This window comes from Trichocoleus sp. ST-U1 (assembly GCF_039961835.1).
Taxonomy (GTDB): Bacteria; Cyanobacteriota; Cyanobacteriia; order Cyanobacteriales; family FACHB-T130; genus FACHB-T130.
Window position 1 is genome coordinate 243,349 of sequence record NZ_JAMPJZ010000001.1, and the last position, 15,328, is coordinate 258,676.

A 15,328-nucleotide genomic window follows, 5' to 3' on the forward strand; every position below is an offset into this window, starting at 1 on the left:
CTTTCAGACTGACCTTATTTTGCCGTCTGGCGTGAAATATTCAAAATATGCAGTATTTTTATCAGTAGTTTTAGACAAGTTTAATCGACGCTTCAAAATAACGAGATAAAAAGATTTAAAAGCTAACGTTTATCTATATCAAACTTAGAAAATAATTATTAATAAAAAATTAACAGTGCTAGAATCCACAATAACAATCTTAATTCATCCCTTAAAATCTTCTTTCTTTTCTTTCTTCGCGTCCTAAGCGCTAACGCGCAGGCTACGCCAACGCGACTTCGCGGTTCATCAAAAAATTGCTGGATCCAGCGTAATCTTGATAGTTGATTTCCGCAATACCTAAACTTCTGTCATCCCCTCTAAGTCGATGACCAATTCTAGGGGCTGGATGTCTCCCCAAGTTTCGCTGATGAATTTCTGAGTAGCCAAGGCGAGTGGAGAGCTTGACTGATGAAATGTTTCGCTAGCTTTGCTTAAATCTTTTGCCTTTTGATACAAAATTAAATAGTCCCCATCTTGGCTGCGTTCGAGAAAGATGGATTCTATAATGACTCCTTCGTTCCTCAGCAATTCCCGCACTTCATCCAATTGATTGTTCAAGTTCTTGAGCCAACCAATTACAGGGAGGGTCAATCCTGGCTTAATCCGAATTTTTAAGCATTGGGTGTCCGCCATTAACTTGCCCTTTATGGATGGATAAAATTGAAAAATTACCGAATTGCGTATTGCGTGTTAGGTTGCTTATTCGTTTTACAGAAAGTTTGCTGTAAACCTCTTAATTCCCGCGATTCTTGCTTCACCTGACCAGACATTGCAGCTGTCTGTAAAGCCATGAAAGCGTTGAAGTCTTCCAGACCATACTTAGTTCTTAAAAGCTGTCGCAGTTGATTTTCTGCTGCAATGGTTAAATAACCTGTTGTCAGAGCCTGTTGTACAAGGTCGCGGATCAGAGACATATTCACCCCTCAAAAATTTTTATATTAACAATATGACCCGGAAAACTAAGTAGCTATCAGTTCGCGCCAGCCAGAAAAATTCAGTGTTTTCAACCGTTCTTTTAATAAACTTGGGCGATCGCAGCTTTATGTATTTCTGGTTTTGCGAATGCTAATAGCAATGAATTATTAGCCGTTAGCGATTCAGAAATGGCTGGCTGTTCAACCGGCTTTTAGATGGGTCATCCTGTTAATCTGCCACACTAGGTAGGAAACTTTTACTCCCCGAAGGGCTATAGAAGTTTCCTACCTAGTGTAAAAGAAGCGGTTCTAGTAAACCTCATCCTATGGACTCACCCGATCGGGTGATTTTCTCGATCGCTAGCATGGTTCGTGCGTTTTGGTCAGCGGTAGCACGTAACGCCAATACCGAAGACCAAACATAGGTGGGAGTTCGATGTCCTGCTGAAATCCCATTTGCTCATACATTTTTCTGGCAACCGTCATCAACTCGCTCGTATGCACTCCAATTTCGCAGGCACCGTCTGCTTTTGCACGCTGAATACACTCCTGGGTGAGCAGTCGTCCGGCTCCCTTTCCGCGATGGGAAGGGGATACTGCCAGCAAGCGAATGGATGCCCACTGGGGCGGAAACAGCCTGCCGTCTGACTTACCAGGAGCAAAGTACGCCACTGTCCCGACGAGGTGACAATCCTCCTGTGCCACGATTAACTGAGCTACCTCGGCTCTCTTTGCGACTTGGGACAAATTCCCCTGCATCACCTCCCAGTTACCGGGCGCTAGGGCGCGTGCGTACTCCTGGTAAGCTGCAACCGAGATTTGCTCGATTTGGGTGAAATCCTGTGACAGGGCGTTCCGAATCGCGATCACCATATTTTATGTTTGCCTGTCTGATTTGAACTCTACGAAGTTTTCTTGGTTGCACTGATTCGGCGCTGGCGCGGAGCTAAGCACCCAGCACTGAGTATCATCAATCCTTCTAGGATGCTGGGTTTAGGTACGAAAGTGAGATCGCCTTGCTTACGGTTTCCCCAGCACTAACTCTAGAGTGGCATTGCGGATAGAGGTAAAATACTGTCCGACTTCTTGGTTTGACAAAGACACTACGGTAAGCCCTCGATTAGGTAAGTACCACAGCGCAGCAGCAGTCCCGATGCCACTCCCGCTGATTCGCCATGCTTTTCCCCAAGGGGTGTCGTTAGACCAAATCCCCAACCCATATCCGAAACCGCTTCCCAAGTCGATAAAGGTAAGCATTTCCTTGAGGGTGCGAGGCTTCAACAATTTACCCCGGAAAAGTTTATCGCCAAAGCGAATCAGGTCTTGCGTGTTAGAAACCATTGTGCCAGCAGCCCATGCTACTGACATATTTACAAATGTAAGATCCTCATCAATTCCATCCTGAGGATAGATATCCCAATATGCATGAACGATTCCCCCCGGAACGCTATCGGTTCTAGCAGTAAAAAAGGTATTTTTCAGCCCTAAGGGTTTAATAATTCGATTTTCTATTTGGCTAGCTAGGCTGGAATTTGTCGCCTTTTCAACGATCATCCCTAACAAGATAAAACCAGTGTTGGGATAGACCCACTTCCCAATCGTTGGTTGTCGTCCGTAAATGTAGGAAACAAGCTCCTCTGGCTTCCAGTCTCTGTATGGATTCTGAAGGATATCCTGCCAAATCGCGCTGTCGTCGGCTAAGTAATCGTAGATGCCGCTGGTGCCGTTCAAGAGTTGGCGAATTGTAATTTTGTTACTGTTCGGAATATTTTTGGCAATTGAAGGAAGCCATTTGTCTAAAGTATCGTCTAATTTGAGCTTTCCTTCATCCACCAGTTGCAGCACAACGGTTGCCGTAAATGTCTTTGTGGCGCTCCCGATGCGGAATTGATCCTGTGGAGCCACAGGGGTTCCCGTTGCCAGGTCAGCTACACCACTAGACCCAAACCATTGTCCCTCGTCGCGGCTGGCGATCGCTAAAGTTGCACCAGCTACTCCTCCTTTACCTGGAATTCCCGCTGCCAAGCGGGTTTTGTCCAGTGTTGCTTGGAGTTGGCGAGCGAGTTTGTCAGATACAGTGTTTGTCGGTGAGTTGCTGTGTTTTTGAGCCGTTAGCAATGAGATAAGATTTGAGCTGCCTGCCATTGGTGCTGCCGTGCTTGACACTGCTTTACTAGCAATAGCGGTGCTGCCTGAGATACCAAGAACCACGGTTGCGGCAACAGCGACTGATGCAGCTATTTGAGGAAAATACATATTCGCCATTCCTTGTCAAGTACAATTTTTGCTTGGGTTAGTTTTAGTTTGGCGAAAGAAAGCTATACAATTCCAGATCGAAACTCGATCGAAAAGCGATCAATTTCTAATGGCTAATAGTCACTCTTGTATTAGCCATTGGCTTGTCTTCAAAAAGCGACACGCTTGATATTAGTTTTCCAGTCGGTCGATTTCTTGATGCCACAAAATCTCTGTGACTCGCACAATTCCTGCTTTCAAATGACGGCGAAAGGTGCCGATAGATATATCTAATATTTCTGCGGCTCGTTCCTGGGATGGAGCGGGATGCAGGTAGGCGCGATCCAAAGCGCGATAAAATTTGGCTTCGCGGGGCGATCGCTGTAACGATTCAACCGCTTCTTGCAACAGCGCTTGTAAGGCGGCAATTCGTTCGGCTGCACGAGTATTGGTGCCTGCACGTTCGATAACCAGATGCGATCGCGCTAAAGGATTATGTAATAGTGCCTCCGGTCGCACGAAATCCCGCAAAGCTTGATGCACCGCAGAGGCAAATTCAGATTGGCTTAAAGGGGAATTGGGAAGTGGTAATGAGGAATGGGGGATTGGTATTCCCTTCCCTTGCCTGATCTCCCCCTCTCCTGGTGAAGCGATCGCGATCGCCCAAGCTGGCAGTTCCAACAAATCATTGAATACGGGAGAAACTCGATAATTGTGTGCGGATACACCATAACGCCGTCCACCCACTTCAAAAGATGTTTCTGGCAGCAACGGCATATTGGCTGCCGTACAAAACAATTCCCAGAAATCCGGTCGAGCGATCGCTGTAAAAATAAAAGCTAAGCCGGGAGTCGTGACGCAGTGCCGAAAAATTTTGATAAAGATGAGGCTTTGAATTTGGGAAACAGCTTGATAAGTATCAGCAGCCATCCAAAAGCGGCAGAACGTAGCCTTCTCACCAAGTTGTAATGCTCCCTGCTTCTGGATATAATTCCACACCGCCTGAGTAGCGGGGTCAACTTGTAAATCTTCTAAACTAGCTTCATCCAAAGCCAGCATCATCATAAAGCCTAGAGGAGTTCCCCCTTCCGACTGGCGAAACACCAACACTCCTTGAGGCTGTCGCGCCAACCAATGTGCTAAAAGCTGGGCAGAAGCTTCCCCCTCGTGAGTCGCCACCATCTCCATCAGCACCGAGCGATCGCTCTCGCGCAGGCTGTCAGTCAGCAAGTTGTTGTCTTGCCATATAAAAAATTGTCGTACTTGCGGACTTTTGAAAACATAATCAAATAGGGCGCGTTCTAGTTCCGAACCCTGAGTTTGCAGGATACGTTTGCAGTAATAACCACGGGCACGACCGAACAGTTCGGCATAGCGTTCGGGATTTCGCCAGCGCAAGTCAGTGGAAATTGCTTCCCGTGCTAAGTCGTGGGGAAAGATACCTTGTAATCTCGATTCAATAAATGAAAGTCCTCGCAGCCAGTTGAACAACTCGTAAGCATCGGGAATCGCGAGCGTTTCACACAGCAGTGCTTCGGTAGTTAAACGCACTAAAGCACAAACTTCTAATGCTGCCCGATGCAACGGACTAGGGACTTCTTGTACAAATTGTTCTAATAAAGTTTTCACCACATCCGGCGCGGCTTCTGGTCGAAAATCAATATTGCCGTGCTGGGCAAAAACATCCGCAACTAGGGACATTGCCAGAGGATGACCGCGAGTAAAGTTCAAAACAGAGGAATGCTGTTCGACAGGAATCTGACGTTTGGTCAGATACGTCCGACTTTCTTCTGGATTCAGGTTATTTAAGGATATTAAACGCATCAACGCCTGCCACCCCGGATCGGCACGCCAAGCAGATGACGGGGGTTGACGACCCGCGAGAACGACGAGGGCATTTTCCGGCAACTGGGGTAAGAAAAATTCCCGCAGCCAGTCTTCTAGTGGCGTTAAGGTTTCGTAGGTATCGATCAGAATGACACAGTGACCGGGTTGGGAAGCAAACCACTCCCAAAGCTGGTTTTGATGCTCCAGACCGATAACCATCTGGAGGGCGCTGAAAAAAGAGTCGGGTGAAGGTTCGACATTACGGGTATCTAGGTAGACAACTGGCGTTTTCGCTTGTTCGCAGATGTAGGCAAACTCGCGCAGCAAAGTCGTCTTGCCAACACCACCCGAACCATAGATATAGAGGAGATGCCAAGGTAATTGCGCCTCGTCCAGCGCTGACTGAAATAGAGTTTGTTCGCGATCGCGTCCTACAAACCGACTACGACGCAACTCCTCTAGACGATCTGATACCCGCGATGACTTCATTTACTCTTTTGTTTGTTTAACCGCCCCAGAAGCGGCGGGTGGCACCGGATCGTAACCGCCAGGATGGAAGGGATGGCAGCGCAAGATGCGCCGAATCGCCATCCAGCCGCCGCGCCAAGGGCCAAATCTCTCTACCGCCTCTAAAGCATATTTGGAACAAGTCGGCTGAAACCGACACGCTGGGGGAAAAAGGGGAGAAATTAGCACTCGGTATCCCCGAATTAGCCAAATTAGTAATATTTTCATTACTGTGCCCTGGATCTAATAGATTGGTAAGGAGAGCTTTTTTTTATAATTCAATCTTTGCGTAAATCCGTGTTGTGGTTAGAATCAATTCCGGATCTATGGCTCCACATTGGGTTAGTTGGGGCTTGCCTGGGCATTCTTGTGTTACTGGCAGAAGGGCTGCATCGCTACACTTCTACCGAACCGGAAAAGGTGCGGAAGGTGGTTCACATTGGCACGGGCAATGTGATTTTGCTTGCCTGGTGGCTGAACCTTCCCGCTTGGGTGGGGATTACGGCTTCGATTTTCGCGAGTGCAGTGGCTCTTTTGTCATACAAATTTCCGATCCTTCCAGGCATTAACAGCGTTGGGCGCAAGAGCTGGGGGACATTTTGCTATGCCCTCAGTATTGGCATTTTAATCGGTTGGTTCTGGCCTCTAAACCAACCCCAATATGCAGCACTGGGAATTTTGGTGATGACTTGGGGGGATGGCTTAGCTGCCCTCATTGGTCAACGATTTGGTAAGCATCGCTATGAATTTTGGGGCATCCGTAAAAGTTGGGAAGGCTCGCTGACGATGTTCCTGGTTAGCTATGGGGTTAGTAGCTTGATTTTTCTGGGAGTCCAGGGCAATATCTGGCAAACGTGGGTAGTGCCGATTTTCGTTGCTTTCTTTGCTACTCTCTTAGAAGCTTTCTCCTGGTTCGGCATCGACAATCTGACGGTTCCTGTAGGCAGTGCCGCGATCGCTTTTTTCTTGACTCAGATGCTTTTACTTAGCTAACACTTTCGATAACTAGCAAACAGTTAGTTTGGTTGCAATATCCGTAGAATCCCAGATTACAAATTTTCTGCTTCCATTAAGATAGTTGAAGAAGCCTATCTAGGGACATACTCCCGCTTTATTCAATTTATCTCCAAAGATGGATGTCAATGACTTTTTTTAATCCTGCTGAACCGCTTGTCCGTAGCAAACAGGAAGCCCTTGATTTTCAGGATCGTCAGGGGCTTTTACGTATTCACTTGCAAGTTGGAAATAAAACGCTGATTTCGAGCTTTTATTCTCGAATCGATCAGGCGTTTATTGTTTGGGGTTGGATTACCGCTGCAATTTTTATCAATGCTCAGTTTTTACCTGTTAGCTGGTACGTGCAAGCGATGTTTTGGTCAGCACTTACCTTAGTCGGTACGGTGGGGATGGTGGTGTTGACTCACTTTTGGGTGAAAGTAGAACGCCTGCGCTGGCTGCTTTATAGCTGGGTTGCACTGATGTTATTCGGGATGGTGCTAACTGACTTGGGTATTTTTCTGGGTTGGGGGTTGGTGCTGATGAACCTGTGTCAGTTTTGGCTGGGTTTAAGTACCATTGGCTACTTTTTTACGGGGATGGGAATGCGATCGCGTACTTTCCTGATTAACGGGTTCGTTCATCTATTGGGCATTGGGATCTTGCCTTATGTCGGAGGCTGGCAATTTCTCACCACGGGTCTTGTAATGGCGGGGACTTTACTGCTATTGGCAGGAGTGCAGTGGGATATGCGATCGCCCATTGATTATGACGTATTAACCCCCGAACAAAAGCAGTTTAACCAGGAACAACATCAGCTACGTCAAATGAGTATTTAGAACTTTAAATAAGCTCTAACTTTTGTATTAAATTCCATACAATTTTATAGAACGCTTGTCACTATAGAACTAGGCAATATTCGGTGCGTGAATTTTCCTCATCCACCGAATATTGCCCGACCATAGCAGGCGTTTTGCTGTTTGTCCTGCGAATTGCCCCACTTAGGAGAACGGCGTCTAGGCGGCGAGTGGTCATTCATTGCCCATTCTCAGGATATGGGCTAACCAAGCCAGTTGAGCGCCAGTTGAGCGTTAAGTAGTGGTACAGGGTTTTTGTCGTTTCCCCTGCTTTGCAGCCACCAAAGGGATGTTAAACCATCCAACAGAGCAGTCTGAGGTGACTGACACATTAAAAGACGTTCTGGCGGGACTTTTTAGCCATATCAGAAGAATAATTTTTAAAATCATTTCATAAAATTTGGTGGAGAAAGAGCCTCTTCCTCCACCAAATTTCTTATTTTTGACTCCAACAATATAGAAAAAAGCATTTAGGCTGACTACCAATCTTCTTTGCGACGTGCGCTAAACGGTTCTCCTGTAAAGGGCTGCACGCCAGTTACCGGATATGCATCGTCACTCAGTCCAAAGATGCGAGCGATCGCGCCAGAAAAATATTGGATGATATTGTCAAACGTTCGGGTAAGACTCATATCTTTACTCTCCAGATTCCTTTGGGGATTCGATGAAATGTATATTAGCCTTTGATACTTTTATTATGAATACGGCTGGATAGTTTGAGGTAATTTGCAACACTTGTTTGATTAGGTTTGCAATACTTTGCTTAGACTTAAGTCGGCAGTTAGTTTACTTAAGATTTCTAAATACTTTTAAATTCATTTAGATTTTGCACAATTAACGCAAGAAACTGATGGTTGGTGGTTAAGGGCGAATGGGCAACGCCGCCAGCTCTCTCCTGTGTCTTTTTGGCATCAACTGCCCTTTTCTGTAGCTTTTGAGTCAAAATACTATTAAGAATAATGTATATAACCTAAGAATGACCTGAAGATGGCAATAAAGCTCTCTTCAGAAACCATCTTCTTGAAGAACTCATCAAAATGCCTTGACACTATTATGGTGAATATTACTATAATTAGAGAACCCACACTTGCTAGGAAGCAAGACTATGAGAACTTCCGTGGACGGACTTGTAAAGCATCCTGCTAACCTGCTTCAGGAGCCGGTTAGGGTAGAAGATCGGGAACTCGCGATCGCTTCTGAAGATTACAGCCTCTTAACCGACCTGTATCAGCTGACAATGGCAGCTTGCTACACCGGCGAAGGTTTAGATCAAACACGGGCAAGCTTTGAGCTATTTGCGCGGCGTCTACCCGCTGGCTTTGGCTATTTGATTGCGATGGGGTTGGAACAGGCGCTGGACTATCTGGAGAAATTCCGCTTCAGTCCCAGCCAGATAGTGGCTTTGCAAGCGACCGGAATTTTCGATCGGGCACCAGAGCGTTTTTGGTCGCTCTTAGCAGATGCTCGGTTCACCGGCGACGTTTGGGCAGTTCCAGAAGGAACCGCCGTGTTCGCCAACGAGCCGCTGCTGCGGGTGGAAGCCCCCCTTTGGCAAGCTCAGGTGGTGGAAACCTACCTGCTGAATACAATTAATTATCAAACTTTAGTTGCCACACGAGCGGCGCGCATACGGGATGTAGCGGGGCCAGAAGCGACGCTGCTGGAATTTGGCACCCGGCGCGCTTTTAGCCCCCAAGCGTCTCTGTGGGCAGCCAGGGCGGCATTGGCGGCTGGATTGGACGCGACTTCTAATGTACTGGCAGCGATCAAGTTGGGTCAAAAGCCCAGCGGGACGATGGCTCATGCTTTGGTGATGGCGCTGACAGCAACTGCTGGGAGTGAGGGAGAGGCTTTTACCTCCTTCCATCGATATTTTCCGGGTGCGCCGTTGTTGATTGATACCTACGATACAGTTGCCGCTGCCCAAATGCTGGCAGAAAAGCTCGATGCAGGAGAAATGCAATTGTCTGGGGTGCGGCTAGATTCTGGCGATTTGGTAGGGTTATCCAAACAAGTGCGATCGCTCTTACCGGATGTTCCCATCTTTGCCAGTGGCGATTTGGATGAGTGGGAAATTGCCCGATTGCAAGCAGAGGGTGCTTGCATTGATGGTTATGGACTGGGAACTCGATTGGTTACGGGAACCCCAGTCAATGGAGTGTATAAACTGGTTGAAATTGATGGCATTCCTGTGATGAAACAGTCGAGTGGCAAGTTAACTTATCCCGGTCGCAAGCAGATTTTTCGCTGCTTTGAGGGCAATTTGATGAAAGCAGATCGATTGGGATTGGTGACGGAAAGTCCGCAGTTTGAGCAGCCTTTGTTGCAGCCGATGTTTAAGCAAGGCGAACGGGTGTTTCTACCAGAATCTTTAACCCAAATTCGAGAACGGACTGCGATTTCGGTCGCTAGTTTACCAGCGGAGACTCGCCAATTGGATTCGCCTGTGTCGCCGTCGGTGGAGGTTTCAGATGCACTGCTGGAGTTGATGGAAAAAACTCGTCGCGCTGCTTAAGGGATTTGGGAACGAACCGCAAAGACGCCCTAGCGAAGCCATGCGCGTTAGCGCTATAGAGCGCGAAGAAAGAGGAAAGAAGAGGAAGTAAGAGGAAGTAAGAAAATAATGAGAATTGCTTTGTTTGGTACGAGTGCTGACCCGCCTACTTCTGGGCATCAAGCGATTTTGAAATGGCTGTCGCAACACTATGATTGGGTTGCGGTTTGGGCGTCGAATAATCCGTTTAAATCGCATCAAACGCCGCTAGAACATCGCTCAACAATGCTACGGTTGCTGATTGAGGAAATTCATCCGAGTTGCCACAATATCGGGCTGTATCCGGAATTCAGTAGCCCTCGAACTCTGGAGACGGTGCAGAAGGCTAGGCAATGCTGGGGGATGTCGGCAGATTTTACCGTCGTCATTGGTTCGGATTTAGTAAACCAGATGCCGCGTTGGTATAGAGTTGAAGATTTATTGCAGCAAGTGCATCTACTTGTGGTGCCTAGACCAGGATATGCGATAGATGACTCTGATTTGGAAGCGCTGAGGCAACTAGGAGCGCAGATTGCGATCGCTGACATTAAACCACCGGCGGTTTCTTCCACAGCTTATCGTGAGAATGGCAACAGACAAGCCTTGACGACGACCGTTGAGGACTATATTCATAGAGAACGTTTATACGAATGCGAGGACGCAGCTCGAAAAAGATAGGTGATTCGGTAAAAAAACCGGCATTAGCGGATTTTAAAGTCGGAGTCGATAATGTGATTTTCTCAGTCGATACGGCGCAAAACCGACTATTAGTTTTGTTAGTCATGCGGCAAGACGAACCTTTTTCAGATCGGTGGAGTCTGCCAGGTACTTTAGTGCGGCAAGGGGAATCTTTGGAAGATGCCGCCTATCGAATTTTGGCTGAAAAAATTCGCGTGAAAAATCTGTATCTAGAGCAGTTATACAGCTTTGGCGGGCCTGGACGAGATCCGAGAGAATGCGAAGAAAGTTACGGAGTTCGTTATCTGTCGGTCAGTTATTTTGCTTTGGTACGATTTGAAGAAGCTGAATTAATTGCCGATGGGGTTAGTGGAATTGCCTGGTATCCTTTAGAGCAAGTGCCACAATTAGCCTTTGACCACCATAAAATCTTAGAGTATGGTCATCGGCGTTTGCGAAATAAATTGGAATATAGCCCAGTCGCCTTTGAAGTGTTGCCGGAGTTATTTACTTTGAGTGACTTATATCAGCTTTACACGACCGTTTTAGGTGAAAATTTCTCGGATTATTCTAATTTTCGCGCCCGACTCTTGAAGCTGGGTTTTCTTTACGATACCAAAGTCAAAGTCTCGCGAGGGGCGGGGCGTCCGGCGAGTTTGTATCGATTTGATGCTGAAGCGTTTGCTCCGTTTAAGGATAAACCGTTGGTATTTATTTAAACGCAAAGGTAGCGCTGTCGCGCCGCTTCGCTAACGCAAAGGTTCGCCAAGTTAAAAAAAATAATTTAATTTTATCTTTCTTTGCGTTACTCTGCGTTACCCTTTGCGAACCTTTGCGTTAATAATAAAAAATTAGATAAGGAAAGCCAATTATGAAACAAACCAAAAATTGTTCAAATATTGAAGGAATTCGTCAGGAGATTGATAAAATTGACCGCCAAATTATCGCAGCTTTTGGTAAACGATTTGAATATGTAAAAGCGGCGGCAAAGTTTAAAACAAACGAAACTAGTGTAAAAGCCCCGGAAAGGGTTCAGTCGATGTTGCAGCAAAGACGTCTTTGGGCTGAAGAACAAGGTTTAAATCCAGATGTAATTGAAAAGCTATATCAAGATTTGATTAATTATTTTATGAATGAAGAATTAAAACATTGGCAATCTAAATCCTAATTGCTGCGATTGAAAAATTAGTTTAAATAATCAGAACGACGCAGGTGATAACTGAATATGAAAATTGCGATCGCTCAACTCAACCCCACAATTGGCAACCTCACCAGCAATGCCCAACACATTCTGGAGGCGGCAAGACAGGCAACTCAGCAAGGTGCCCGTTTGTTGCTGACGCCGGAACTCTCTTTGTGCGGCTATCCGCCACGAGATTTGCTGCTGAATCCCGGCTTCGTCGAGTCTATGGCAACGGTGTTGCAGCAGCTAGCAGAGGATTTGCCACCCAATTTAGCGGTGTTGGTGGGTACGGTAGACCCAAATCCGGAGGCGCACGCCGCTGGAGGTAAACCGTTATTTAATAGTATTGCCTGCTTAGAACAGGGCAAAATACAGCAAATTTTTCACAAGCGACTGTTGCCCAGCTACGATGTTTTTGACGAATATCGATATTTTGAACCGGGACTTCAGCCAAATTCTTTTACGCTCGATAATCTCCGCATTGGCGTCACAATCTGCGAAGATTTGTGGAACGATGAGGAATTTTGGGGAAAGCGTAGCTATGCAGTGAATCCGATTGCTGACTTAGCTCAATTGGGTGTAGATTTGGTGGTGAATTTGTCAGCTTCTCCCTATAGTGTTGGCAAGCATCACTTGCGAGAAGCAATGTTGCGTCATAGTACTGTCCGTTACCGCCAACCAAGCATTTACATCAATCAGGTTGGAGGAAATGATGACTTAATTTTTGATGGTAGCAGTTTCGCTTTGAATCACGCCGGGGAAGTGGTGTGTCGTGCCCTTCGTTTTGAGACGGATTTGGTACTGCTGGAATTTGATGAGGAAAAGCGGGATTTAATCTCCCCCTCAGCAACCGGGGATAACGGGGGAGTCGCACCGCTTGCAGCTAGTGAAGACGAAGAAATTTGGGCGGCGTTGGTGTTGGGAGTGAGAGACTATACCCGCAAGTGTGGCTTTTCCAAAGTTACGCTTGGCTTGAGTGGTGGAGTAGATTCGGCGTTGGTAGCAGCGATCGCATCCGCCGCATTAGGGGCAGAAAATGTATTCGGCGTCCTTATGCCTTCGCCCTACAGTTCCGATCATTCTGTCGAAGATGCGCTGAAATTAGCCCAAAAGCTGGGGATTGCTACTCAAACCCTAGCGATTGGGCAACTGATGCAGGGTTACGACCAAACTTTAGAACATCTGTTTGCTGGAACGTCGTTCGGGCTTGCGGAAGAGAATATTCAATCGCGGATTCGGGGCAATTTATTGATGGCGATCGCGAACAAGTTTGGCTATCTCCTCCTTTCTACGGGTAACAAGTCAGAAATGGCGGTTGGTTACTGTACGCTTTATGGCGATATGAATGGGGGATTAGCGGTGATTGCTGATGTACCGAAAACTCGCGTTTATTCTCTATGCAATTGGCTGAATCGTAACGGTGAAATTATTCCGACGAATATCCTCACGAAACCGCCAAGTGCCGAACTAAAACCCGGTCAAGTCGATCAAGATTCTCTACCCTCTTATGACATTCTGGATGATATTTTGCAGCGATTAATTCACGAACATCAATCAACTGCTCAAATTATCGAAGCTGGTCACGATCCAGTCGTTGTCAATAAAGTGATGCAATTAGTGGCGCGTGCCGAATTTAAGCGGCGACAAGCACCGCCTGGACTGAAAATTACCGATCGGGCTTTTGGCACCGGCTGGCGAATGCCGATTGCGAGTCGTTGGAGTGCGATCGCATAACGCAAAGTTTATTTTTAGAAACCAGCTTAGGAACTGGCAATGTTGGCTCGTTTTAGCGGCTGATATAGCCCCACTGACTGCCAATTCTTACGGGTGCCAGCCCCTCTTGAAAGGAACCAGCCGCATCGAATTGTGGCTGAATAACTGTTTTGCCAGTCTTGTCCATATATCCATACTTTCCGCCAATTTCTACCGCGATTAGTCCTTCGGAAAAACCACCGCGATCGCGTACTTCATTAAACTGCGGCGGAATCACAATTTTTCCGGTTTTGTCCATATAGCCATATTTACCGCCCCTTGAGATTAGTGCCACTCCATCCTCGAAACTGCCCGCATAATGAGACTGCGGCGGGAGAACTAACTTCCCAGTTTTATCGATATAGCCAGTCTTTTTGTCAACTGTTACTGCTGCTAAATCTTCGTTTTGGGAAAAGGGAGAAGCATACTCAAATTGCGGCTGGATGACAAACTTCCCAGTTTTGTCAATATAACCCCAACGCTGAGGAATTTTACTGCCCATTGCTACGGGTGCTAGCCCTTGGGAAAAACCATCATTTATCCCATCGAATTGTGGCTTGATGACTAGATTTCCGCCTGTGTCAATAAAGCCCATCTTTAACTTATTATCAAATACCGCTGCCCGCCCTTCTTTAAAGGGATAAGCTTGTTTATACTGCGGTTTAATAACTATCTTGCCCGTCTTGTCAATATAGCCTTCTTGATTGCCAACTCTGACGGATGCCAACCCTTCTGAAAAGTTCTGAGCATCGGAAAACTGCGGTTTGATAACTAGATTGCGGTTCGTGTCAATATAGCCCCACTTACCCCCAATACTGGTTGGTGCAAGTCCTTCGGAAAATTGTAAAACTTGCTCAAATGGTGGATTGATAACCACCATTTTTCCAGTCTTGTCAATATAGCCGAACTGATTGCCAATTTTTGCGGCTGCCATCCCTTGTTCAAATTTTTCAGCAAAATCAAACTGCGGCTTAATGACAATATTGCCAGTCTTATCGATATAACCTTTTTTTCCGTTAATCGTGACGACTGCCAGACCTTCTGAGAAGTTTCCAGCAGCCTCAAATTGCGGCTTAATAACGCGATCGCCAGTTCTGCCATTTTGGGGCGCTAACGACGGTGATGAAGCTTGAGAGGATTGATGGATGGATTTTAGGAAGCTGACACAGGCGGTAAGCGGAACGATGCCCAAGGCGATCGCGATTAATCCCAGTCTAATTAACTGACTAAAATTCTTATCTTCTAACTTTTTAAATAGCATAGGGTTTCTAGTAGGTAAATATTGGCGTTAATCTCAACCAAGTTTATTTGACATTTATTTGGCATTCAAGAAATTTAAGCTGGGTTCAGCTCGCTCGAATATTGCACTGTATTTAGGGTGGTGTGGAGATGGCTGGATGAATCCCTAGCAGAGATTGAAATCATTTCCCGACGGAGAGCCAAGAGTAACCTTGAATCCTTATCAGAAATTGAAATACAGTAGACTGGTTGGCTATAGCTGCTACGGCTCCTCATCAAAAATGTTTACTGGATCGGAAACTACGGCGACAGTTTTAATTGTGCTGGTGGCTTTAGGCATCCTGGGTTGGGGCTTCTACCGTGCCAAGTCATTCGGCAAACTCGGCATCTTAGCTTGGTTGCAGTCAGTGGTGTTGATGTCTCCCTGGCTGTTGTTTTTTGGATTGTTCGCGGCGGGGATTTATCTCAACCTGGTGAGCATCTTGTTTATGTTGATAGCCTCCGCTGGGTTGTACATCTTCATCGGAAATAAACTGCGAGCAGCCGGTCAGGATGCCATACTGCG

The 15,328-nt window shown here is 46.5% G+C and carries 16 protein-coding genes and 1 pseudogene; 8 read left to right on the forward strand and 9 right to left on the reverse strand.

The features are described from left to right. Positions 1–339: 339 nt before the first annotated feature. The 6 genes from NDA06_RS01130 to yidD form a co-directional block, all read right to left on the reverse strand. Positions 340–675 (reverse strand): DUF6176 family protein, encoded by a 336-nt coding sequence (locus NDA06_RS01130; RefSeq protein WP_190410305.1) that lies wholly within the window; start codon positions 673–675, stop codon positions 340–342. 35 nt (positions 676–710) lie between these two features. Continuing rightward, entirely contained in the window at positions 711–956 is a 246-nt protein-coding gene (locus NDA06_RS01135; RefSeq protein WP_190410306.1) for a hypothetical protein, read from the reverse strand. A 360-nt stretch (positions 957–1,316) separates the two neighbouring features. Further along, positions 1,317–1,829 (reverse strand): GNAT family N-acetyltransferase, encoded by a 513-nt coding sequence (locus tag NDA06_RS01140; protein ID WP_190984688.1) that lies wholly within the window; start codon positions 1,827–1,829, stop codon positions 1,317–1,319. 147 nt (positions 1,830–1,976) lie between these two features. Then, entirely contained in the window at positions 1,977–3,212 is a 1,236-nt protein-coding gene (locus tag NDA06_RS01145; RefSeq protein ID WP_190984687.1) for a serine hydrolase domain-containing protein, read from the reverse strand. Between the two features lie 171 nt (positions 3,213–3,383). Continuing rightward, on the reverse strand, positions 3,384–5,507 hold the full coding sequence (locus NDA06_RS01150; protein ID WP_190984686.1) for an AAA family ATPase: 2,124 nt from the start codon (positions 5,505–5,507) through the stop codon (positions 3,384–3,386). Beyond that, positions 5,508–5,753, reverse strand: coding sequence for a membrane protein insertion efficiency factor YidD (gene yidD, locus NDA06_RS01155; RefSeq protein WP_190410310.1), 246 nt, complete (start codon positions 5,751–5,753; stop codon positions 5,508–5,510). 57 nt (positions 5,754–5,810) lie between these two features. On the opposite strand from yidD, the gene NDA06_RS01160 reads away from it, so the two are divergent. Next, a complete protein-coding gene (locus NDA06_RS01160; protein WP_190437838.1) occupies positions 5,811–6,518 on the forward strand; it encodes a diacylglycerol/polyprenol kinase family protein in 708 nt (235 codons plus the stop codon). A 149-nt stretch (positions 6,519–6,667) separates the two neighbouring features. Beyond that, positions 6,668–7,360, forward strand: a complete 693-nt coding sequence (locus NDA06_RS01165) for a hypothetical protein (RefSeq protein WP_190410312.1) — start codon at positions 6,668–6,670, stop codon at positions 7,358–7,360. A 61-nt stretch (positions 7,361–7,421) separates the two neighbouring features. Here the strand turns inward: NDA06_RS01165 and NDA06_RS01170 are convergent, their stop codons facing one another. Continuing rightward, positions 7,422–7,556, reverse strand: a complete 135-nt coding sequence (locus NDA06_RS01170) for a hypothetical protein (RefSeq protein WP_277877453.1) — start codon at positions 7,554–7,556, stop codon at positions 7,422–7,424. Between the two features lie 301 nt (positions 7,557–7,857). After that, a complete protein-coding gene (locus NDA06_RS01175; RefSeq protein ID WP_190536052.1) occupies positions 7,858–8,010 on the reverse strand; it encodes a hypothetical protein in 153 nt (50 codons plus the stop codon). Between the two features lie 473 nt (positions 8,011–8,483). On the opposite strand from NDA06_RS01175, the gene NDA06_RS01180 reads away from it, so the two are divergent. From NDA06_RS01180 to NDA06_RS01200, 5 genes are all read left to right on the forward strand, one after another. Continuing rightward, the gene (locus NDA06_RS01180) at positions 8,484–9,893 is read left to right on the forward strand and encodes a nicotinate phosphoribosyltransferase (RefSeq protein WP_190984685.1); all 1,410 of its coding nucleotides are present in this window, start codon (positions 8,484–8,486) and stop codon (positions 9,891–9,893) included. Positions 9,894–10,001: 108 nt separating this feature from the next. Continuing rightward, the gene (locus tag NDA06_RS01185; RefSeq protein ID WP_190437826.1) at positions 10,002–10,589 is read left to right on the forward strand and encodes a nicotinate-nucleotide adenylyltransferase; all 588 of its coding nucleotides are present in this window, start codon (positions 10,002–10,004) and stop codon (positions 10,587–10,589) included. Continuing rightward, a complete protein-coding gene (locus NDA06_RS01190; RefSeq protein WP_190410315.1) occupies positions 10,562–11,308 on the forward strand; it encodes an NUDIX domain-containing protein in 747 nt (248 codons plus the stop codon). The genes NDA06_RS01185 and NDA06_RS01190 overlap by 28 nt, the downstream gene beginning before the upstream one ends. A gap of 152 nt (positions 11,309–11,460) precedes the next feature. Further along, positions 11,461–11,757, forward strand: coding sequence for an isochorismate lyase (locus NDA06_RS01195; protein WP_190984684.1), 297 nt, complete (start codon positions 11,461–11,463; stop codon positions 11,755–11,757). A 57-nt stretch (positions 11,758–11,814) separates the two neighbouring features. Then, entirely contained in the window at positions 11,815–13,506 is a 1,692-nt protein-coding gene (locus tag NDA06_RS01200) for an NAD+ synthase (RefSeq protein WP_190984683.1), read from the forward strand. 52 nt (positions 13,507–13,558) lie between these two features. On the opposite strand, the gene NDA06_RS01205 is transcribed toward NDA06_RS01200, so the two are convergent. Further along, a complete protein-coding gene (locus NDA06_RS01205; RefSeq protein WP_190984682.1) occupies positions 13,559–14,785 on the reverse strand; it encodes a WG repeat-containing protein in 1,227 nt (408 codons plus the stop codon). A gap of 259 nt (positions 14,786–15,044) precedes the next feature. On the opposite strand from NDA06_RS01205, the pseudogene NDA06_RS01210 reads away from it, so the two are divergent. After that, a pseudogene (locus NDA06_RS01210) lies at positions 15,045–15,328 on the forward strand (site-2 protease family protein); the annotation flags it as partial.